Source organism: Kocuria palustris (assembly GCF_007666205.1).
In the GTDB taxonomy this organism is placed as follows: domain Bacteria; phylum Actinomycetota; class Actinomycetes; order Actinomycetales; family Micrococcaceae; genus Kocuria; species Kocuria palustris_A.
This window is the reverse complement of record NZ_VDOR01000009.1, coordinates 53,077-73,680: the sequence shown is the minus strand read 5'-3', so window position 1 is coordinate 73,680 and position 20,604 is coordinate 53,077. Positions and strand designations below refer to the sequence as shown.

Annotated in this window: 17 protein-coding genes; 1 reads left to right on the top strand and 16 read right to left on the bottom strand. The window is 72.6% G+C overall.

The window, feature by feature from the left end:
- Nucleotides 1-21: 21 nt before the first annotated feature.
- The 16 genes from miaA to rpsO form a co-directional block, all read right to left on the bottom strand.
- Entirely contained in the window at nt 22-996 is a 975-nt protein-coding gene (gene miaA, locus FSY66_RS09420; protein ID WP_260853618.1) for a tRNA (adenosine(37)-N6)-dimethylallyltransferase MiaA, read from the bottom strand.
- Nucleotides 993-2,483: a tRNA (N6-isopentenyl adenosine(37)-C2)-methylthiotransferase MiaB gene (miaB, locus tag FSY66_RS09415; RefSeq protein ID WP_144794289.1), complete on the bottom strand. Its 1,491-nt coding sequence runs from the start codon at nt 2,481-2,483 to the stop codon at nt 993-995. The genes miaA and miaB overlap by 4 nt, the downstream gene beginning before the upstream one ends.
- A 173-nt stretch (nt 2,484-2,656) precedes the next feature.
- Nucleotides 2,657-3,361, bottom strand: coding sequence for a regulatory protein RecX (locus FSY66_RS09410; protein ID WP_260853617.1), 705 nt, complete (start codon nt 3,359-3,361; stop codon nt 2,657-2,659).
- Nucleotides 3,362-3,508: 147 nt separating this feature from the next.
- Nucleotides 3,509-4,636, bottom strand: coding sequence for a recombinase RecA (recA, locus tag FSY66_RS09405; protein WP_144794160.1), 1,128 nt, complete (start codon nt 4,634-4,636; stop codon nt 3,509-3,511).
- Nucleotides 4,637-5,044: 408 nt separating this feature from the next.
- Complete coding sequence (locus tag FSY66_RS09400; RefSeq protein ID WP_144794157.1) at nt 5,045-5,266, bottom strand: DUF3046 domain-containing protein; 222 nt, start codon at nt 5,264-5,266, stop codon at nt 5,045-5,047.
- Between the two features lie 147 nt (nt 5,267-5,413).
- Nucleotides 5,414-5,776 carry a helix-turn-helix domain-containing protein gene (locus tag FSY66_RS09395; protein WP_144794154.1) on the bottom strand — a complete coding sequence of 121 codons (363 nt, stop codon included), beginning with the start codon at nt 5,774-5,776 and terminating at the stop codon, nt 5,414-5,416.
- A 205-nt stretch (nt 5,777-5,981) separates the two neighbouring features.
- Nucleotides 5,982-6,503 carry a CinA family protein gene (locus tag FSY66_RS09390; protein WP_144794151.1) on the bottom strand — a complete coding sequence of 174 codons (522 nt, stop codon included), beginning with the start codon at nt 6,501-6,503 and terminating at the stop codon, nt 5,982-5,984.
- A complete protein-coding gene (gene pgsA / locus FSY66_RS09385; RefSeq protein ID WP_144794148.1) occupies nt 6,500-7,135 on the bottom strand; it encodes a CDP-diacylglycerol--glycerol-3-phosphate 3-phosphatidyltransferase in 636 nt (211 codons plus the stop codon). The genes FSY66_RS09390 and pgsA overlap by 4 nt, the downstream gene beginning before the upstream one ends.
- Before the next feature lie 112 nt (nt 7,136-7,247).
- Nucleotides 7,248-10,262 (bottom strand): FtsK/SpoIIIE family DNA translocase, encoded by a 3,015-nt coding sequence (locus tag FSY66_RS09380; protein WP_186304530.1) that lies wholly within the window; start codon nt 10,260-10,262, stop codon nt 7,248-7,250.
- Between the two features lie 148 nt (nt 10,263-10,410).
- A complete protein-coding gene (locus tag FSY66_RS09375; RefSeq protein WP_144794144.1) occupies nt 10,411-12,114 on the bottom strand; it encodes a ribonuclease J in 1,704 nt (567 codons plus the stop codon).
- Between the two features lie 174 nt (nt 12,115-12,288).
- Nucleotides 12,289-13,203: a 4-hydroxy-tetrahydrodipicolinate synthase gene (gene dapA, locus FSY66_RS09370; RefSeq protein WP_144794141.1), complete on the bottom strand. Its 915-nt coding sequence runs from the start codon at nt 13,201-13,203 to the stop codon at nt 12,289-12,291.
- 9 nt (nt 13,204-13,212) lie between these two features.
- Nucleotides 13,213-13,884, bottom strand: a complete 672-nt coding sequence (locus FSY66_RS09365; RefSeq protein ID WP_144794137.1) for a tetratricopeptide repeat protein — start codon at nt 13,882-13,884, stop codon at nt 13,213-13,215.
- Nucleotides 13,881-14,681, bottom strand: coding sequence for a 4-hydroxy-tetrahydrodipicolinate reductase (gene dapB, locus FSY66_RS09360; RefSeq protein WP_144794134.1), 801 nt, complete (start codon nt 14,679-14,681; stop codon nt 13,881-13,883). Before dapB ends, FSY66_RS09365 begins: the two co-directional genes overlap by 4 nt.
- An 88-nt stretch (nt 14,682-14,769) precedes the next feature.
- Nucleotides 14,770-16,119, bottom strand: a complete 1,350-nt coding sequence (locus tag FSY66_RS09355) for a M16 family metallopeptidase (protein WP_144794131.1) — start codon at nt 16,117-16,119, stop codon at nt 14,770-14,772.
- 206 nt (nt 16,120-16,325) lie between these two features.
- The gene (locus FSY66_RS09350; protein WP_144794128.1) at nt 16,326-18,590 is read right to left on the bottom strand and encodes a polyribonucleotide nucleotidyltransferase; all 2,265 of its coding nucleotides are present in this window, start codon (nt 18,588-18,590) and stop codon (nt 16,326-16,328) included.
- Nucleotides 18,591-19,039: 449 nt separating this feature from the next.
- Nucleotides 19,040-19,309 (bottom strand): 30S ribosomal protein S15, encoded by a 270-nt coding sequence (rpsO, locus tag FSY66_RS09345; protein ID WP_144794125.1) that lies wholly within the window; start codon nt 19,307-19,309, stop codon nt 19,040-19,042.
- A 277-nt stretch (nt 19,310-19,586) separates the two neighbouring features.
- Here rpsO and FSY66_RS09340 point away from each other — a divergent pair, with 277 nt between their 5' ends.
- On the top strand, nt 19,587-20,495 hold the full coding sequence (locus FSY66_RS09340) for an aldo/keto reductase (protein WP_222115526.1): 909 nt from the start codon (nt 19,587-19,589) through the stop codon (nt 20,493-20,495).
- The last annotated feature ends 109 nt before the right edge of the window (nt 20,496-20,604 follow it).

Here is a 20,604-nt window from a genome sequence, read left to right as displayed (position 1 = left end):
ATCGGACCGAGGACGCGCCGCTCACTCAGGCTCGGGGCCCGGTGCCGGGCTCGTCGCCTCGGAGGCCGCCGCGGAGCGCACGATCCGCTCGGCCCGGTCCACCAGGTCATCGGCGCCCGCCTCGAGCCACTGCACGCGAGGATCCGCGCGGAACCAGGTGAGCTGCCGCCGGGCGAACCGCCGGGTGGCCACGGTCGTCGCCTCGACGGCCTCGGCAGGGCTCGACGTCCCGGCCACGACCTCGGCGAACTGCGGGTACCCCAGGGCCCTCCCCGCCGTGGGCCCGTCGAACAGCCCCTTCGGGATCAGCCTCCGCACCTCGTCCTCGAGGCCCGCCGCGGCCATGGACTCGACGCGCTCGGCCAGGCGCCGATGCAGCGCGGCGCGGTCGGTGTCGAGCCCGATCTGGACCGCGGGGCGGTGATAGGTCCTGCTCGGCATGAAGGAGGTGAAGGGCCGGCCCGTCACCTCGAGGACCTCGAGCGCGCGGATGAGGCGCCGGTCGTCGTGGACCCGCGCCGCGGAGGCGGGATCGGCCTCGCGCAGCCTCCGGCGCAGCGGTCCCTCCCCGTGCTCACGCAGCTCCCCCTCCAGGCGGGCGCGGACGTCGGGATCGGTCCCGGGGAACTCGATCACGTCGAGGGCCGCGCGCACGTAGAGCCCGGAGCCGCCGACGAGGATCGGCACCCGTCCGCGCGATCGGATCGCGTCGAAGCACGCACGAGCGGCCTGCTGGAAGCGGGCCACGGAGGCCTCCTGATCGACGTCCAGGACATCGAGCAGGTGATGCGGCACCTCCTCGCGCTGGGCGCGGGTGACCTTGGCCGTGCCGATGTCCATGCCCCGGTAGAGCTGCATGGAGTCGGCGTTGACGACCTCGCCGTCCAGGCGCCGAGCCAGGGCGATGGCCAGATCGGACTTGCCGGTGCCCGTGGGCCCGACGACGCCGACGACGGGCAGCCGGGCGGCTCCCGTGCCCACGGCGGGCTCGCTCACGCGCCGCGCGCGGGCAGCGACGGCATCCCCAGGCTCACGGACCCGGGCCGGGCGTCCGGGGCGCCGTCCGAGGTGCCGCACGAGGCGGCCTGCTCCCGCTCCCAGGCATCGCCGCCGCGCGAGCGGCGCAGGGCGTACTGGCCGGGCTCGGGGTCGGCGATCAGGTGGTAGGCGGCCGCCCGGGTCACGGGGACCGTCACGAAGTCGCCCGGACGCGGGGCCTGCTCGCCCTCGGGCACGGAGAAGTGCACGAGGCGCTGATCCGGGGCGCGTCCGGAGAGCCGCCGGGTCGACTCGGACTTGCGCCCGGTGTCGGCGGTGACGAGCAGCTCGACCGTGCTGCCCACGAGCCGGGCCTTCTCCTCGGCCGCGATCCGGTCCTGGAGGGCGACCAGGCGCTCGTAGCGCTCTTGCACGACCTCCTTGGGGACCTGGTCCTCGCGCTCGCCGGCCGGGGTGCCCGGGCGGACGGAGTACTGGAAGGTGAAGGCGGAGGAGAAGCGGGACTGCTCGACGACGTCGAGAGTGTCCTGGAAGTCCTCCTCGGTCTCGCCCGGGAAGCCGACGATGATGTCGGTCGTGATCGCGGCATGGGGGATCTGCTCGCGGACGCTGTCCAGGATCCGCAGGAACCTGGCCGAGCGGTAGGACCTCCGCATGTCCTTGAGGACGCGGTCGGAGCCCGACTGCAGCGGCATGTGCAGCTGCGGCATGACATTGGGGGTCTCGGCCATGGCGTCGATGACGTCGTCGGTGAAGGCGGCGGGGTGCGGAGAGGTGAAGCGCACGCGCTCCAGGCCCTCGATCTCGCCGCAGGCGCGCAGCAGCTTGGAGAAGGCCCGGCGGTCGCCGAAGGAGACCCCGTAGGAGTTCACGTTCTGCCCGAGCAGGGTGACCTCGACGGCGCCCTGGTCCACGAGCGCCTGGACCTCCGCCAGGATGTCGCCGGGGCGACGGTCCTCCTCCTTGCCGCGCAGGGACGGGACGATGCAGAACGTGCATGTGTTGTTGCAGCCCACGGAGATGGACACCCACCCCGCGTAGGCCTGGTCGCGCTTCGTCGGCAGGGCCGACGGGAAGGTCTCGAGCGATTCCAGGATCTCGATCTGCGCGGCCTCGTTGTGCCGGGCGCGCTCGAGCAGGGCGGGCAGGGAGCCGATGTTGTGCGTGCCGAAGACGACGTCCACGACCGGCGAGGTCGCCAGGATCCGGTCCTGGTCCTTCTGCGCCAGGCAGCCGCCGACGGCGACCTGCATGCGCTCATTGCGCTTCTTGGGCCCCACGAGCTGCGAGAGGTTGCCGTAGAGCTTGTTGTCGGCGTTCTCGCGCACCGCGCAGGTGTTGAAGACCACGAGGTCCGGCTCGGCCTCCGCCCCGGCGGGCACGTAGCCCGCGGTCTCGAGCAGCCCGGAGATGCGCTCGGAGTCATGCACGTTCATCTGGCAGCCGAAGGTGCGGACCTCGTACGAGCGCGGGGCCTCAAGCACGGGGACCCGAGGCGCGGTCGTGGAGGGCCCGGTCTCGACGGGGGCAGGGGTGGAAGTCACGCGACAAGGATAGTGAGCCGGTCAAATCCCCTCCCCGCGTGAGCGACTGCGGGGCAGGCCCTGCGCGCGCGGGCCGAGCGCCGGGCGCACCGGCCGCCCACCGGGCCGCCTGCTCAGAGCCCGCCTGTCTCCTCGAGCAGCCCGTCGTCGCCGCTGCCGTGCTCCGCCAGGACCGTTCGCACGACCTCGAAGGCCAGGCCGGGGGCGTAGCCCTTGCGCGCGAGCGCCGAGACCAGCCGGCGGATGAGCTTCTGCCGGGCCTCCCGGTCCTCGAGCTGGGCCTGCAGCGACGGGCCGCTCGGCAGCCTCCGGCGCACGAGCTCCAGCGCGTCCTGCCGCTCGTCGTCGTCCGTGCGCTGCTCGAGCGCCTGCTCGACGAGCTCCCGGTCCACTCCCCTGCGCTGCAGCTCCATCCGCAGTGCGGGGCGGGCCAGCCTGCGGGTCTCAGCGCGCTGTCGGACGTAGGACCGCGAGAAGGCGCGGTCGTCCACGAGCTCGACCTCCTCGAATCGATCGAGCACCTCCCGCGCCACGGATTCGGGGATGTCCTTGTCGGCGAGCTTGTCCTCGAGCTGCCGCCGCGACTTGGCGGAGGAGGTGAGCTGCCGCAGCACGATGTTCCGTGCGGTCTCGCGCAGCTGCTCCCGCTGCTCGGGGCTCGGCGACGGATCGATGAGCTTCCCGCCGCGGCCGGTGCGCCGGAAGCGCTCCCGCGCGCGCCTGCGCCGGCGGTCGTATGCCGAGTCGCTCAGCTCGTCATCGAGCGCGTCCTGCGGGAGCTGATCGCTGTCCTGAACCATCACATCGTCGTCGTCCATGAGAAGGACCTCCCTGCTGCTCGGCTCCGGCGGCGGAGCCGATCGGATGCGCCAGCGCCCCCGCGACCAGTGCGGTCGGTGGGGGCGGCTCGCTGAGCGGGCCTCGGCGGATCATCGCCCCCCCTGGTCGGAAGCGGGCGCCTGGGCTCAGAAGGCGGCGTCGGCCGGTGCCTTCTCCGGGTCCCCGCCGAGCGGGGCGTCGATCCCGGCCGTGGCGATCGCGTCCTGATCGGCCTCGGAACTCTCGTCCTCGACGATGCCGAGCTTGACGAGCAGGCGCTGCTCGATCTCCTCGGCCAGCTCCGGATTGTCCTTGAGGAAGCGGCGCGAGTTCTCCTTGCCCTGCCCGAGCTGGTCGCCCTCGTACGTGTACCAGGCGCCGGACTTCTTGACGATGCCCTGCTCCACGCCGAGGTCGATCAAGCCGCCCTCGGTCGAGATGCCCTGGCCGTAGAGGATGTCGAACTCGGCCTGCTTGAACGGCGGGGCCATCTTGTTCTTGACGATCTTGGCGCGCGTGCGGTTGCCCACCGGATTGGCGCCGTCCTTGAGCGTCTCGATGCGGCGGACGTCCACGCGCACGGAGGCGTAGAACTTCAGCGCCTTGCCGCCGGTGGTGGTCTCCGGGGAGCCGAACATGACGCCGATCTTCTCGCGCAGCTGGTTGATGAAGATCGCGGTGGTGTTGGAGTTCGACAGGCGGCCGGTGATCTTGCGCAGCGCCTGCGACATCAGGCGGGCCTGCAGGCCCACGTGGGAGTCGCCCATCTCGCCCTCGATCTCGGCCTTGGGGACCAGAGCCGCCACCGAGTCGACCACGACGATGTCGAGCGAGCCCGATCCGACCAGCATGTCCATGATCTCGAGGGCCTGCTCGCCGGTGTCCGGCTGGGAGACCAGGAGGTTGTCGATGTCCACGCCGAGCTTCTGGGCGTAGACGGGATCCAGGGCGTGCTCGGCGTCGATGAACGCCGCGATCCCCCCGGCGCGCTGGACGCTGGCCACCGCATGCAGGGCGACCGTGGTCTTGCCGGAGGACTCCGGGCCGTAGATCTCCACGACGCGCCCGCGCGGGAAGCCGCCGGTGCCCAGGGCCACGTCCAGGGCGATCGAGCCGGTGGGGATGACCTCGATCTTCTGGGCCGGGCGCTCGCCCAGCTTCATGACCGAGCCCTTGCCGTAGCTCTTGTCGATCTGGGCCAGGACGGTCTCGAGCGCCTGCTCGCGGTCGGAGCCGCCGGAGGCAGCCGGAGCTGCGGACTTCTTGGGAGCCATCATTCACCTCGCGTGGGTCGTGGGGCGGGCCCGCTGTCAGGAGGGGCTCGCCGGTGCTGCTGCGCACCAACGTATGGACGGGGTCCGACAGCACAAGACGGACCGGGAGGGCTGCTGGGCGATCGCCCGGAGGCGCCGGCTGCCGGCGGCTGTGGAGTCTTCCGCCCGGGATCCTCGGACCGCCGCGGCAGCCCTCGGGGCGACGACGGACGCCGGCGATCCCGGCACTCGACCCACGTTACCCGCATCGAACACAGCTTCGAAGAGGTCGCGGCCCGCGTGTCGACGGCAGCTGCGCCGCGCGCCGCCGGGCCCCTCGGGGTGCACGGCCCGGATGGACCGCCCCTCCCCATGCCCGAGCGCATCCCGTCGGCCCGGCGTCGCCATCTGCGCCCGTCGGCGCCGCCGCTAGCGGCGCGGCTCGCGGTCCGGCCCCCACTGCCGGTGCTCCGGGACCTCCTGCGCCCGGCACAGGGCGAACCAGACGTCCTTGGGCTCGGCGCCCTCGGCCAGCGCCTGCTCGGCCGTGCGGTGGCCGAGCTCCCCCAGCACGGTGTCGCGGACCAGGATCCTGCCCTGGGCGGAGCCGAACTCGTGGGCGACCATCTCGTTGAACCTGCTGACGCGCACGCGGCACCTCTTCCTGGGCTTCCTGGACGTGATCGGACCGGGGCCGGGAACGGGCCCCTGGACGGCGCAGGGCCCGATGCCGAGGCGGCATCGGGCCCTGCAGGTGGTCTGGGGCGGCGACGGACGGTCGCCGCGGAACGGGTCGGCTCAGGAGGCCGATGCGGTGCCGGCGAAGCTCGAGCCGAACTCCTCGTGCAGCTCCTCCGGGACGGTGTCGGGGGCGAAGTTGCCCTCGAGCTCCGCGATGCGGTCCGCGACCTCGCGCAGCATGGCGGAGACGGGGACGTCGAGCGCGGCGCAGATCGAGGCGAGCAGCTCGGAGGAGGCCTCCTTCTGCCCGCGCTCCACCTCGCTCAGGTAGCCCAGCGAGACGCGCGCGGAATGCGAGACCTCGCGCAGCGTGCGGCCCTGCCTCTGGCGGACCGAACGCAGGACCTCACCGATCTCCTGACGCAGGACGACGGGCTTGGACTGCGCATCGGCGGAGTCCGGGGCCGAGTTCTGGTCCATGTCCTTCCACCGGATGATCCCGTTGACGGACACAGGGGTCTTGGTGTTGGTGATGATGTGGCTCCTCGGTCGTGCGGAGCACTGCTGCTCCGCGTTGTCCGAACCGGTCGATGACCGGGCCCGGCGGCCCTCTGTGGGCCTTCGACGAGTAGAACTCCCGCCGCAGGGCCATTGTTCCGACCGTGCCGGGTCCGCGCCTAGGAGTTCACTGGGAACGGGCAAGGACCCCGGCGGCCAGCTCGAGCGCGGCGCGCACGCTGGCCCGCCGGATCTGCTCGCGGTCGCCGTCGAGGTGCAGCAGCTGCGCCTCCGCGCCTCCGGGGGCGGCGATCCCGAGCCAGACGGTCCCCACCGGCCGGCCGTCGTGCGGCTCGGGCCCCGCCACGCCCGTCGTGGACACGGCCGCGTCGACCCCCAGCGCGGTCAGGGCCCCGCGGGCCATGGCACGAGCCACCTCGGCGTCGACGGCACCCGTGCGCGCCAGCAGCTGCGCATCGACGCCGAGGACGCGCTGCTTGACCGCGTGCGAATAGGAGACCACGGCGCCCTCGAAGACCGCCGAGGCCCCCGGGACGGAGGCCAGCGCCGCCGCGAGCGCGCCCCCGGTCAGCGACTCGGCCGTGCCCAGGCTCAGCCCGGCCTGCCGCGCCTGCCGGATCACCTCCGCCGCGAGCTCGGTCGTGCTCGCCTCCTCGGGCGCGCGGGCGCCGTCGTCGCGCCCGCTCACCGGCTGTTGTCCACCGGGCGCCCGGCGGCGATCGAGTCGCGGCGCAGCTGATAGGCCTTGACGACGTAGTCGAGGCCCGTCACGACGGTCACGATCGTGGCCAGCGCCATGAAGAACCACCCGATCCAGGGCCACCAGCCGCCGACCACGGGCGCGAGCGGGATCAGCAGGAAGAGCAGGGCGACGGTCTGCAGGACCGTCTTGAGCTTGCCGCCCTTGGAGGCGGCCATGACGCCGTAGCGGATGACCCCGAAGCGCATGACCGTGATGCCCCATTCGCGGACCAGGATCAGGATCGTGACCCACCACCACAGCTCCCCCATGGCCGACAGGACGATGAAGGCCGCCCCGGTGAGCAGCTTGTCGGCGATCGGGTCGGCGATCTTGCCGAACGAGGTGATCAGCCCGCGGGCCCGGGCGATGTCGCCGTCGAGCTTGTCGGTGAGCATCGCCAGGGCGAACACCCCGACCGCCGCCCAGCGCCAGGCCGGCGACTGCTCGCCGAAGGAGCCCCCGAGCACGGCGAACCGCACGAACACCGGGACCAGGAGGATCCGCAGCGCGGTCAGCGCGTTCGGGAGGTTCCAGTTGGAGGGTGCCGGAACCTGCCCGGCCTCAGCCTGTGCCGTCATCGAGATGCTCCTGTCCTGCGGTCCTGCGCGGCCGCTGCTGTGGTCGGATCCTGCTCCCCGGGCCCCGGAGGCTCCGGGCCGCGGCCGTGCGGGCCGGACGCGCCGGCCCGGTTCAGCGGCCGGTGAGCTGCCAGGCGTCCTGGCTCGAGTCCTCGTCCGCGTCGTCGTGGTGCTCGGCGGCCGGCTGGGCGTACGAGTCCTCGAGCGCATCGGCGCCCGAGGCGGCCACGGCGCCCGAGCCGCCCGTGCCCTGATGCTCGGCGGCCGGCGCCGGCTCCGCGGCGGTCGGCGGGTCCTCGCCGCGGATGACCGCCAGCGTAGCGGCCAGATCGTCCGGGCCCACGAGCACGTCGCGGGCCTTGGAGCCCTCGGAGGGCCCGACGACCCCGCGGGACTCCATGAGATCCATGAGCCGCCCGGCCTTGGCGAAGCCCACGCGCAGCTTGCGCTGCAGCATGGAGGTGGAGCCGAACTGCGTCGTGACCACGAGCTCGACCGCCTGCAGCAGGACGTCGAGGTCGTCGCCGATGTCCTCGTCGATCTGCTTCTTGGGCTGCTCCTGGATGACGTCGTCGCGATAGTGCGCCTTCATCTGCGACTTCACGTGCTCGACGACGTCGTGGATCTCCGACTCCGCGACCCACGCGCCCTGCACGCGCATGGGCTTGGACGCGCCCATGGGCAGGAACAGGGCGTCGCCCTGGCCGATCAGCTTCTCCGCGCCGGGCTGGTCCAGCACCACCCGGGAGTCCGTGACCGACGAGGTCGCGAAGGCCATCCGAGAGGGCACGTTGGCCTTGATCAGGCCGGTGACCACGTCGACCGACGGGCGCTGGGTGGCCAGCACCAGGTGGATGCCGGCGGCGCGCGCCAGCTGCGTGATGCGCACGACCGAGTCCTCGACGTCGCGCGGAGCGACCATCATGAGGTCCGCGAGCTCGTCGACGATCACCAGCAGGTACGGGTACGGCCGGATCACGCGCTTGGAGCCCGGCTCGGGCTGGACCTTGCCGGCCCGCACGCCCTTGTTGAAGTCGTCGATGTGCTTGTAGCCGTAGTGCGACAGGTCGTCGTAGCGGGCGTCCATCTCGCGCACGACCCACTGCAGGGCCTCGGCGGCCTTCTTGGGGTTCGTGATGATCGGGGTGATCAGGTGCGGAACCCCCTCGTACGCCGTCAGCTCCACGCGCTTGGGGTCGACCATGACCAGGCGGACCTCGTCGGGGGTCGCGCGCATGAGCAGCGAGACGATCATCGAGTTCACGAACGACGACTTGCCGGCGCCGGTCGCACCGGCCACGAGCATGTGCGGCATCTTGGCCAGGTTCGCCACGACGAAGCCGCCCTCGACGTCCTTGCCCACGCCCATGACCATCGGGTGGTCGTTCTTGCGCGCGGCCTGCGAGCGCAGGACGTCGCCCAGCGCGACCGTCTCCCGGTCGGTGTTGGGGATCTCGATGCCGATCGCGGACTTGCCCGGGATGGGCGAGAGGATGCGGACGTCGGCCGAGGCCACCGCGTAGGAGATGTTCTTGGACAGCGCCGTGACGCGCTCGACCTTGGTCCCGGCGCCCAGCTCGATCTCGTAGCGGGTGACCGTGGGGCCGCGGGAGAAGCCCGTGACCTCGGCATCGACCTTGAACTGCTCGAGCACGCTCGTCAGCGCCGCCACGACGGCGTCGTTGGCCTCGGAGCGCTCCTTCGACGGCGGCCCCAGGACCAGCGACGAGGGATCGGGCAGGCTGTAGGCCACATCGCCCTCGAGCTGCAGCTGCTCGGTGCGCGCGGGGATCGGCTCGGCCGGGGTCTCGGCCCGGCGCACTGCCGTCTCCGGCGCGTCGGTCCCCCAGTCGTCCACGAGCGCGGAGGACCCGGAGCCGGCCGCGGTGTCCGAGGCCGTCGCGGCGGTCGCCCCCGCGCCCTCGGGCTCGAGGCCCTGCTCCCGTCGCAGCTGCCGGGCCGCCTGCTGATCGCGGGTGGGGCGCTTCTGCCCCGGGCGGGGCCCGCCGTGCTCGGCCCCGGACGAGGCGGGCCTCCCCTCCGCCTCCGCCTCTGCGGAGCCGGCCCCGGGGCCGGACTCGACGTCGTAGACGAGGGTCTCCTCCGCGCCGCGGGAGCCGCCGCGGCGGGATCCCCGGCGCGGGGCGGGCTGGACCGGGACCTCGCCCGTGACGGCGTCGTCGGCCACCACGGCCGTCTCGAAGGCCTCGTCGCCGTGGTAGGAGTCGAGCTCGGCGCGGCGCTGGGCCTCCTTCTTCTCCTGGCGCCTGCGCGCTCGGCGGGCCGCCCGGTCCTCGCGGCGCGGCTCGCGGTCGGTGAGATACGAGCGGTCGTGCTCCTCGGCCGAGAGATCGGTGCCGCGGGAGCGCTCGGTGTCGCCCACGAGGGTGCGCCACGCGGCCGCCAGGCGCGGGCCGATCTGCGACAGCGGGGTCCCCGTGACGATGAGCACGCACAGCAGCAGCACCAGGGCGCACACGACGGCCGCCCCGATCGGGGTCACGACGCCGCCGAGCGGGCCGGCGACCAGGTAGCCGATCGCCCCGCCGGCGGTGAGACGGGCCTCGAACGAGCCGGTGACGCCCGGGGAGCCGCCGAGCACGTGGGCGATCCCGCTCGCGGCCAGCACGGCCAGGCTCAGGCCCAGGGCGATGCGGTTGTTCGGCGGCGTCGGGACCGGGCGGCGGAAGATGCGCAGGGCGAAGCCGCCGAGCGCCAGCGGGAGGACGAGCGCGGCCCAGCCGATCAGGCCCGCGACCACGGTGTGCAGCCCGGCGGCGGCAGGGCTCACGACGGCGATGCCCGCGTCCTGGAGGCTCCACCACTCCACGACCGCGACCAGGACGGCCAGGCACAGCAGGACCAGGGCGCCTCCGTCGCGGCGATCCTCCGGCTCCATGTCGGTGCGCACGGTGCCGATGCGGCGCACCGCCCCGCCGACGAGATGAGCGCACCACAGCCAGAGGCCGAGCAATGCGTCGATGATGCGCTCGCCGGCTCCGGGGCCTGAGGAGCGCGAGCTGGAGGACGAGGCGCGGGGGGTCCTGGCGGATCCGCCCCTGGCCTTGGAGCCAGAGCCGCGCGGCGTCGATGCGCCCTTGCGGGCGGGGGAAGTTCGAGTCGCCATGGGGCCCAGGGTAGTCGACGCCTCCGTCGGCCCCCGGGGCGCGGCAGGCCGCACGGACCGGACGGACGACGGCGGCCCGCAGGCACGAAGCCTGCGGGCCGCCGTCGGGATGCGGGTCCGCGGTGGGGACCGCGGCCGCGGGAGCCGGTCAGCTGCGCTTGTCGTCGCTCTCGAGCACGACCGGCACGATCATGGGCTTGCGGCGCAGCTTGCGCCCGACCCACGGTCCGATCGTGCGGCGCACCGTCTGCTGGAGCTGATGCGTCGTGTACTCGCGCTTCTCCTTCAGGGCGTCCTCGATCGCGGAGGTGATCTTGGGCGTGATCTCGTCGAACACGCGATCGTCCTCGGCCACGCCGCGGGCATGGATGTCCGGGCCGGTCACGACGGTCTTCCTGGCCCGGTCGATCACCAGGACGATCGAGACGAAGCCCTCCTCCCCCAGCACGATGCGGTCCTGGAGGTCGTCCTCGGTGATCATGCCGACCGAGGACCCGTCGACGTAGACGAACTTGATCTCCTGGGCCCCGACGATGCGGGCGCGGCCCTTCTTCATGTCCACGCTGGTCCCGTTCTCGGCGAGCAGGACGCTCTCCGGCGGGACGCCCGTGGCCTCGGCCAGCTCTCCGTTGGCCATGAGGTGGCGGACCTCGCCGTGCACGGGCATGACCTGCTCGGGCTCGACGATGTTGTAGCAGTACAGCAGCTCGCCGGCCGAGGCGTGGCCCGAGACGTGCACCTTGGCATTCGACTTGTGCACCACGTTCGCGCCCATGCGCATGAGGCTGTTGATGATGCGGAACACGGAGTTCTCGTTGCCGGGGATCAGCGACGAGGCGAGGATGACGGTGTCTCCCTCCTGCAGCTGCACCCGGTGATCGCCCCGGGCCATGCGCGACAGCGCGGCCATGGGCTCGCCCTGGGAGCCGGTGCACATCACGACGAGCTCGTCGTCGCGGTAGTTGTCGATCTTCTTCTGGTCGACCAGCACGCCCTTGGGGACGTCGAGGTAGCCCAGCTCCTCGGCGATGCCCATGTTGCGCACCATCGACCGGCCCATGAGCACGACCTTGCGGTTCGCGGCCACGGCGGCGTCGAGCACCTGCTGCACGCGGTGGACGTGCGAGGAGAACGACGCCACGACGACCTTCTGCGTCGACTTGGCGATGACGCCCGAGAGGACGGGCCCGATGTCCTTCTCGGTCGGGGTGAAGCCCGGCACCTCGGCGTTCGTCGAGTCCGTCATGAACAGGTCGACGCCCTCCTCGCCCAGGCGGGCGAAGTGGCGCAGGTCGGTGATGCGGCCGTCGAGCGGCAGCTGGTCCATCTTGAAGTCGCCCGTGTGCAGGACGGTGCCCGCCTTGGTCCGCATGAACACGGCCAGGGCGTCGGGGATGGAGTGGTTCACGGCGACGAACTCGCACTCGAACTCGCCCAGCTTCTCGATCTGGCCCTCGCGCACCGTGAGCATGAACGGCTTGATGCGGTGCTCCTGCAGCTTGGCCTCGACGAGGGCCAGGGTCAGCTGGGAGCCGAGCAGGGGGATGTCCGGGCGGCGCTTGAGCAGGTACGGGATCGCGCCGATGTGGTCCTCGTGGCCGTGCGTGAGCACGACGGCGACGACGTCGTCGAGGCGGTCCTCGATCTGGGAGATGTCGGGCAGGATCAGATCCACGCCCGGCTGGTGCTCCTCGGGGAAGAGCACGCCGCAGTCGACGATCAGCAGCTGGCCGTTGATCTCGAACACGGTCATGTTGCGTCCGACCTCGCCGAGCCCGCCCAGCGGAGTGACGCGGAGAGTGTCCTTCGACAGCGACGGCGGTGCCTTCAGGTCTTCGATCCAGTGGACCATGTGACCCCTTTCCTGTGCAGTTGTCAGCGCTCTGCGCGCTGGTTGTCCATCGTTCTTCAGATCATGGGTCCGCGCTCCGTCGGCCGCTCGGGGCCGCTGCGGAGCGCGGTGCGCCGGCGCATGCCCGCCGGCCGGCGGCGTCCTCCCCCGCGCGGGGCGAGGACGCCGGAGGGCTCACAGGCCGACGCTCGAGGCGACGACCGTGCCCTCCAGATCGCTGCGCATGGCGGCCAGCTCCGTGTCCGTGGCCTCGACGTACGGCAGGCGCACGGTGTGCCCGGGCAGCACGCCCTGCCAGTGCAGGATCTGCTTGGCCGCCACGGCGCCCGGGACGTGCGTCATGGTCGCGCGGACCACCGGCTCGAGCTCGTAGGCCGCCGAGCGCGCGGAGGCCAGGTCGTCGGCGCGCATGGCGTCGATCATCCGGCGGAAGCGCGGGGTGTCCACGTGCGAGGTCACCCCGACCAGGCCCACGGCGCCGATCGCCATCCAGGGGACGGTGAGGCCGTCGTCGCCCGAGTAGTACAGCAGGTCCGACTCCGCCATCACGCGGGTGGCCTCCGTGAGATCCGCCTTGGCGTCCTTGACGGCGACGATGCGCTCGTGGCGGCCCAGGCGGATCAGGGTGTCCGCCGACAGCGGGATGCCCGTGCGCCCCGGGATGTCGTAGAGCATGATCGGCAGCTCGACCGAGTCGGCGACCTTCTCGAAGTGGGCCACGACGCCGGCCTGGGTGGGCTTGTTGTAGTACGGCGTGACGATCAGCAGCCCGTCCATGCCGGCCTTCTGCGCCTCCTCCGACAGGTGCATGGTGTGCGCCGTGTCGTTCGAGCCGGCGCCGGCCACCAGGGCCGCCCGATCGCCGACCGCCTCGCGCACGGTGCGGAAGACCGCCTCGTGCTCCTCGTCGGTCATGGTCGAGTACTCGCCGGTGGTGCCGCCGACCACGAGGCCGTCGCAGCCCTGGTCGACCAGCCGCTGCGCGAGCGCGGCGGTGGACTCCAGATCCACGGACCCGTCCGAGCGGAACGGGGTCACCATGGCGGTGAGCAGTGTTCCGAACAGGGGCTTGTCGCGGTGCGCAGTCATGGACCCACCCTACAGCGTCTGCTGCCGGCCGGTCCCGGAGTCGTCGTCGGCGGCGCGCGCGGGTCCCCGCGGCGTGCGCCCGCGGGACAGGGCGACGGCGTCGCGCATGCAGCGCCGGGCCCGCGGAGTGTCGCCCGAGGCGATGTAGGCCAGCCCGAGCCGGTACCAGCTGCGCCAGTCCTGCGGGGACTGCTCGGCCTCGGCCGCCCAGCGCTGGAAGTCGCGGTCCGCGGCCTCGCGCACGATCCGGCCGCTGGGACGCCGCGGGAGGTCCTGCGGCAGGCCGCCCTCCTCGGCCAGGCGGCGGCCCAGCTGCTCGAGCCGGCTGCCGAAGAGGATCTCCCGGATCAGGGCCCACACGCCCAGCACCGGCAGGATGATCATGCCGATCGCGAGCAGCCGGGAGATCAGCACGTCCGAGCTCAGCAGGATCCATGCGCGCTGCAGGCTCAGGCCCAGGTACAGGGCCAGCAGGGCCGCCATGACCGCGGCCAGGGCCTTGCCCTTGGCTCCGGACTCCAGCAGCACGAAGACCCCGGCGAAGGCGAGGACGCCCAGGAGCCAGACCTTGGATGCGGCCGGCAGCGGCAGCAGCCACAGGCTCACCAGCCCCGCGGCCAGCACCGCCCAGCCGAACAGGCGCAGCGACCCGTGCTCGCCGCTGCGGGCTCCCCGGCTCACGCGTCCAGGTCCAGGTAGCCGTCGAGCCCGTGGGTCAGCCCCGGGCGGGACCCGACGGTGCGCACGCCCAGCAGGACGCCGGACATGAACGAGACGCGGTCGAAGGAGTCGTGGCGGATCGTGAGCTGCTCGCCCGTCGAGCCCAGCAGGGTCTCCTGATGGGCGACCAGCCCGCGCAGCCGCACCGAGTGCACGCGGACGTCGTCGACCACCCCGCCGCGCGCGCCCGCGGGGTCGGTCTGCGTGGCGTCCGGGGAGGCCGGGACGCCGGCCTCCCGCCGTGCCTGCGCCACGAGCGAGGCGGTGCGCGATGCGGTCCCGGAGGGCGCATCGACCTTGTCCGGGTGGTGCAGCTCGACGATCTCGACGGACTCGAAGAAGCGGGCCGCCTGGGCCGAGAACCGCATGGCCAGCACGGCCCCGATCGAGAAGTTGGGGGCGATCAGGACGCCGATCCCGGGATGCTCGCCGAGCAGCGCCTCGAGCCGGGCCAGGCGCTCGTCATCCCATCCGGTGGCCCCCACGACGCAGTGGATCCCGTGCTCGACGCCGAAGCGCACGTTGTCCTCCGTGGCCGCGGGCACCGTCAGATCGACCAGCACCTGCGCCCCGGACTCCACGAGCCGCTCCAGGGGGTCCTCGCGGCCCAGGGCGGCGACCAGCTCGAGGCCGGGAGCGGACTGCACCGCCTGCACCGCCTCCGAGCCCATGCGCCCGCGCGCGCCCAGCACGGCGACCCTGAGGCTCTCCTGCGGTGCCTCGTCCGTGCTCGGGGCGGCGCTCGTCGTCTCGCTCATGCTCTCTGCTCCTTCACGGGCTCCGCCGGGCGGGCCCTCTCGTCATCCTCCGGTGGGTGCGGTGCGCGCAGCTGCACACCCGGTCGGCTCACGACGCCGATGGCTCGACGACCTGCACGACGACGGGGCCGTCGGCCAGATGCGCGGCCAGGCGCTGCACGTCCTGGGCGGTGACCGCCCGCACGCGGCGCATGGTCTCCTCGAGGTCCACGAACTCCCCGGTGCCGAGCTCGGCCGAGCCCAGGCGGTTCATCCGGGACCCGGAGTCCTCGAGGGCCATGACGGTTCCGCCGGCGAGCTGCCCGACCACCTTGGCCAGCTCCCGGTCCCCCGGTCCGTGCTCGGCGAGCTGCTCGAGCTGGGCCCGCATCAGCTCGAGGACCTCGTCGGCGCGCGAGGGCGCGCAGCCCGCGTACATCCCGAAGTAGCCCGCGTCCGAGTGCGCCCCGGAGAACGAGAAGGTGCTGTAGGCCAGACCCCGCTTCTCGCGGATCTCCTGGAACAGGCGCGAGGACATGCCCCCGCCCAGGGCGGCGTTGAGCACGGTCATCGCGTAGCGGCGCTCGTCGCCGATCACCAGCCCGGGGCGGCCGACCACGATGTTGGCCTGCTCGACCGGGCGGTGCAGCCGGTGCCGGCCCCAGTCCGGGCTCAGGGCGGCCGTCGCGTCCGGGGCCGCCGGCCGACGGGCGCGCGGTCGGCCGGGGGCGTCCGGATCCCAGCCCGCGCGGGAGAGGCAGGTGCGGACCTCCTCGACGACCCGGTCGTGGTCGAGGCCCCCGGCCGCGGTGACCACGAGGTTCTCCGGCCGGTAGTGCTCCTGCCAGTGCTCGAGCACGCGCCCGCGGGCCACGCCGGTGATCTCCTCCGGAGTGCCCCCGATCGGCCGGGAGAGGGGGCTGCCCCGCAGGACGTGCTCGGCGAAGTGCTCGAAGGCCACGTCCGTCGGGTCGTCCTGGTCCATGGCCAGCTCCTCGAGGATCACCCCGCGCTCGCGCTCGAGCTCCTCGGAGTCCAGCAGGGGCGCCGTGACCATGTCGGTCAGCACGTCGATCGCCATGGGCAGGTCCTCCGAGAGGACGCGCGCGTAGTAGCAGGTCGACTCCTTGGCGGTGGCCGCGTTCGACTCGCCGCCGACCTCGTCGAAGGCCTCCGCGATCTGCAGGGCGCTGCGCCGGGCCGTGCCCTTGAACAGCAGGTGCTCCAGGAAGTGGGTCGAGCCCAGGTGGCCCGGCTGCTCGTCGCGAGAGCCGACGCCCACCCAGAGGCCGACCGAGGCCGAGAGCAGCCCGGGCATGGCCTCGGTGAGGATGCGCACGCCGCTGGGCAGCACGGTGCGCCGCACGACATTGCCGTCGGGGCCGTCCCAGACCGGCTCCGCGGCCGCATCGCTGCCGGCCGGCGGATCCTGCGGGCGCAGCTGCAGGGCGTAGGACATCAGGGGATTCGGCTCCTCGAACGACGGCGGGGCTCCCGCTCCGCGATCGGGCCGGGCCGCGAGCTCCCGGAGGGGGACCTGTCGAGTGTAGGGGCAGGCCCCGGGCCGGCCAACCGGGCGGGCTCCTCGGGGCAGCGGCAGGGGCCCCGCATCCTCGGATGCGGGGCCCCTGGGCAGCGGCGGCCGCCGGTGCGGCCGCATGCGGATCACTCGGCGGCGGAGTCCTCGTCGGACCCGGCGGCCGCGTCGTCGTCGGCGACGACCGGCGACAGCGACAGCTTGCCGCGGTCGTCGACCTTGGTGATCTCGACCTGGACCTGCTGGCCCACGCCGACGACGTCCTCGACGTCGTTGACGCGCTTGCCGTCGTTGAGCTTGCGCAGCTCGGTGACGTGCAGCAGCCCGTCGCGGCCCGGGGTCAGCGAGACGAACGCGCCGAAGGTCGTGAGCTTGACGACCGTGCCCAGGTAGCGCTCCCCGGCCTCGGGGACCTGCGGGTTGGCGATCGCGTTGATCGCGGAGCGGGCGGCCTCGGCCGAGGGGCCGTCGACCGCGCCGATGAACACGGTGCCGTCGTCCTCGATCGAGATGTCGGCGCCGGTGTCCTCCTGGATCTGGTTGATCATCTTGCCCTTGGGGCCGATGACCTCGCCGATCTTGGAGACGGGCACGTTGACCGTGATGATGCGCGGCGCGTGCTCGGACATCTCGTCCGGCTCGTCGATCGCCGAGCTGATCACGTTCAGGATCGCCAGGCGGGCGTCGCGGGCCTGGGCCAGGGCCGCGCCCAGGACCTCGGCGTCGATGCCGTCGAGCTTGGTGTCCAGCTGGATCGCGGTCACGAACTCGGAGGTGCCGGCGACCTTGAAGTCCATGTCGCCCAGGGCGTCCTCGGCTCCGAGGATGTCGGTCAGCGCGACGTGGGCCGGCTTGCCGTCGACCTCGCCGGTGATCAGGCCCATGGCGATGCCGGCCACCGGCGCGCGCAGCGGCACGCCGGCGTTGAGCAGCGACAGGGTCGAGGCGCACACGGAGCCCATCGAGGTGGAGCCGTTGGAGCCCAGCGCCTCGGAGACCTGGCGGATCGCGTAGGGGAACTCCTCGCGCGACGGGATGACCGGGGTCAGGGCCCGCTCGGCCAGGGCGCCGTGGCCGATCTCGCGGCGCTTGGGCGAGCCCACGCGCCCGGTCTCGCCGGTGGAGTACGGCGGGAAGTTGTAGTGGTGCATGTAGCGCTTGGACTTGACCGGCGACAGCGAGTCGATCTGCTGCTCGAGCTTGAGCATGTTCAGCGTGGTCACGCCCATGATCTGGGTCTCGCCGCGCTGGAAGATCGCCGAGCCGTGCACGCGCGGCAGGATCTCGACCATCGCGGTCAGCTCGCGGATGTCGCGGGGGCCGCGGCCGTCGATGCGCACGTTCTCGGAGAGCACGCGCTGGCGCACGGTGTGCTTGGTCAGGGCCTGGTAGGCGTCGTTGACCTCGTCGGCGCGCTCGGCGAAGGGCTTGCCCTCTGCCGTGAGCTCCTCGAGCACGGAGTGGTGCAGGGCGTCGGTCGCGTCCTCGCGCTCCTGCTTGCCGGCGATCGAGTAGGCCTCGGTCAGCTTGGAGCCGGCGGCCTCCTCGACGGCCCGGGCGACGTCCTCGCCGTGGCCGCCGAAGGTCGGCAGCTCCATCTCGGGCTTGCCCGCGCGGGCCTTGAGGTCCGACTGGGCCTGGCACAGCGCCCGGATGAACGGCTTGGCGGCGTCGAGGCCCTCGGCCACGACCTCCTCGGTGGGCGCGACGGCCCCGGAGCCCTTGATGAGGTTCCACGAGCTGTCGGTGGCCTCGGCCTCGACCATCATGATCGCGACGTCCTCGGTGCCGTCCTCGCGGGTCACGACGCGGCCGGCGACGGCCATGTCGAACACCGCGTTCTCCAGCTGGGAGTGCTTGGGGAAGCAGACCCACTGGTGGGAGCCGTCGGCCTCGGCCATCAGCGCCAGGCGCACGCCGCCGACCGGGCCGGTGAACGGCAGGCCGGAGAGCGTGGTCGACATCGACGCGGCATTGATCGCCACCGTGTTGTAGATCTCGTCCGGGTCGATCGCCAGGACGGTCACGACGACCTGGACCTCGTTGCGGATGCCCTTGCGGAAGGCGGGGCGCAGCGGGCGGTCGATCAGGCGGCAGGCCAGGACGGCGTCCGTCGAGGGGCGGCCCTCGCGGCGGAAGAACGAGCCGGGGATGCGCCCGTCGGCATACATCCGCTCCTCCACGTCGACCGTGAGCGGGAAGAAGTCGAAGCCCTCGCGGGGCTTCTTGCCCACGGCGGTCGTGGACAGCAGCGTGGTGTCGTCGTCGATCGACACCAGGGTGGAGCCGGCTGCCTGCTGGGCGAGCAGGCCCGTCTCGAAGCGCACGACGCGCTGGCCGTAGCGGCCGTTGTCGATGACGGCTTCGGCGGACTGGATCTCGGGACCCTCCAAGGGCCACCTTCCTTTCGTCGCGGCCATGTCGATGGCCGGCTGGTTCGGTTCCGGCCGCCGCCGCTCGCCTCGCGCTCGGTCTTCGATCGAAGTCCACGGCGCAGCCGGGGGCTGCGGAGTCCGTGGACCACTGTCGAGGACCGGGGCGCGGAAGGAGGCGCTCGGCTTCGGCCTGCAGGGGCGGCGGTGCGCCGCCTCCCGCGGTGGTCGCTCGCCGGCTCCTGAGCGGAGCGCGGCAGGCGGTCATGCGGCACCAGCCTGACAGGTCCGGACTGTGCGGACCAGCATTGGCGGGGCTGCGATGGTGTGGCGCCGCGGCTCCGGAGGGCTCCGGACGCGGCGGATCGGGCGACCCTGCCCGGCTCAGGTGCCGGTCCAGGGGCCCGGGATGCGCGAAGGCGGGGCCGCCGCGGGCTGCGGTGCGGCCCCGCCTCGGTGAGGACGGAGGGTCAGCGGCGGAGGCCGAGACGCTGGATCAGCGAGCGGTAGCGCTCGATGTCCGTCTTCTGCAGGTACGTCAGCATGCGGCGACGACGGCCGACCATGGCCATGAGGCCGCGGCGGGTGTGGTGATCGTGCTTGTGCGACTTCAGGTGCTCCGTCAGACCCGAGATGCGGTGGGTCAGGACGGCGACCTGCACCTCCGGCGAGCCGGTGTCGCCCTCGTGCGTCGCGTACTCCTCGATGATCGACTGCTTGACAGCGGGATCGAGTGCCATGTGTGAACTCCTTCGGGGTCCAGTGCCGTGCGGCCCGGAAGACGCGGGTGCGCGCACCGGGGCAGGAGACCGGCCGGCGATGCGGCAGGGCTCGGGGGTCCGTCCGCCACGGACTGCAGGCGGACCGCCGAATATCATAGCAGGTGCCCGCCGCGGGCCCCCGACGGCCGCGGCACTGCCCCGACAGTGCAAGACTGGACCCGAATGGAACATCCGGGGCCGTCGTCGCGGGGCGGGCCCCGGATGCCCCCGCAAGCCCCACGGAAAGGAGTGGACCGTGAGCGAGTCCGCACACAGCAGCGAGTCCGAGGCCACGGAGGTCGACCCGTCGCTGGCCGATCAGGTGGGCGTGTCCGAGCGCCGGCACACCCTCAACGACGGTCACGAGCTGCCCCAGATCGGGATGGGCACCCACCCGCTGGACGACGCCGACGCGGAGGTGGCCGTCTACGAGGGCATCAGCCGCGGGTTCCGGCTCATCGACACCGCGGTGAACTACGGCAACGAGACGGGCGTCGGCCGCGGCATCGCGCTGGCCGGCCTGCCGCGCGACCAGATCTTCGTGACCACCAAGATCCCCGGCCGCAGCCAGGGCGGCGAGGCGCTCGTGCGCCGCTCCGTCGAGGGCTCCCTGCATCGCCTGGGCCTGGACCGCCTGGATCTGCTGCTGATCCACTGGCCGAACCCCCGGCGCGACCGCTACGTCGAGACCTTCCGCACGATGCTCAAACTGCGCGAGGAGGGCATCGTGCGCTCCGTGGGCGTCTCGAACTTCACCCCGGCGCACGTCGATCGCCTCATCGCGGAGACCGGGGAGACCCCGGCCGTCAACCAGGTCGAGCTGCACCCCCAGTACCAGCAGGAACCGCTGCGGGCCCACCACCACGACAAGCGGATCCTGGTCGAGGCGTGGTCCCCGCTGGGGCGCAAGACCGACATCCTGGACCACGAGTGGCTCGCGGAGATCGCCGGTCAGGTCAACCGGACCCCGGCCCAGGTCGTCCTGCGCTGGGAGATCCAGTCGGGCGTCCTGCCGATCCCCAAGTCCGCGAACCCCAAGCGCATGGCGGAGAACCTCGACGTGTTCAGCTGGGAGCTCGACGACCGGCAGATGGAGCGCATCCGCCTGCTGCACACCGGCCTCTCCGGCTCCGGCTTCGATCCGGACGAGCACGAGGAGATGTGATCGCGGCCCCGGGCCGAGACCCGGCCACGACGACGGCGGGCCCCCCCCCCCCCCCCCCCCCGGGGGGGGGGGCCCCCCCGTCGTGCGGGGCGCCGTCGGCATGCGGCCG

Bases quoted from the DNA above. Each gene is read 5' to 3' on its own strand.
- FSY66_RS09410 (WP_260853617.1), bottom strand. From the start codon at position 3,361: ATGGACGACGACGATGTGATGGTTCAGGACAGCGATCAGCTCCCGCAG.
- recA (WP_144794160.1), bottom strand. From the start codon at position 4,636: ATGGCTCCCAAGAAGTCCGCAGCTCCGGCTGCCTCCGGCGGCTCCGAC.
- FSY66_RS09395 (WP_144794154.1), bottom strand. From the start codon at position 5,776: ATGGACCAGAACTCGGCCCCGGACTCCGCCGATGCGCAGTCCAAGCCC.
- pgsA (WP_144794148.1), bottom strand. From the start codon at position 7,135: ATGACGGCACAGGCTGAGGCCGGGCAGGTTCCGGCACCCTCCAACTGG.
- FSY66_RS09380 (WP_186304530.1), bottom strand. From the start codon at position 10,262: ATGGCGACTCGAACTTCCCCCGCCCGCAAGGGCGCATCGACGCCGCGC.
- FSY66_RS09375 (WP_144794144.1), bottom strand. From the start codon at position 12,114: ATGGTCCACTGGATCGAAGACCTGAAGGCACCGCCGTCGCTGTCGAAG.
- dapA (WP_144794141.1), bottom strand. From the start codon at position 13,203: ATGACTGCGCACCGCGACAAGCCCCTGTTCGGAACACTGCTCACCGCC.
- dapB (WP_144794134.1), bottom strand. From the start codon at position 14,681: ATGAGCGAGACGACGAGCGCCGCCCCGAGCACGGACGAGGCACCGCAG.
- FSY66_RS09355 (WP_144794131.1), bottom strand. From the start codon at position 16,119: ATGTCCTACGCCCTGCAGCTGCGCCCGCAGGATCCGCCGGCCGGCAGC.
- rpsO (WP_144794125.1), bottom strand. From the start codon at position 19,309: ATGGCACTCGATCCCGCTGTCAAGCAGTCGATCATCGAGGAGTACGCG.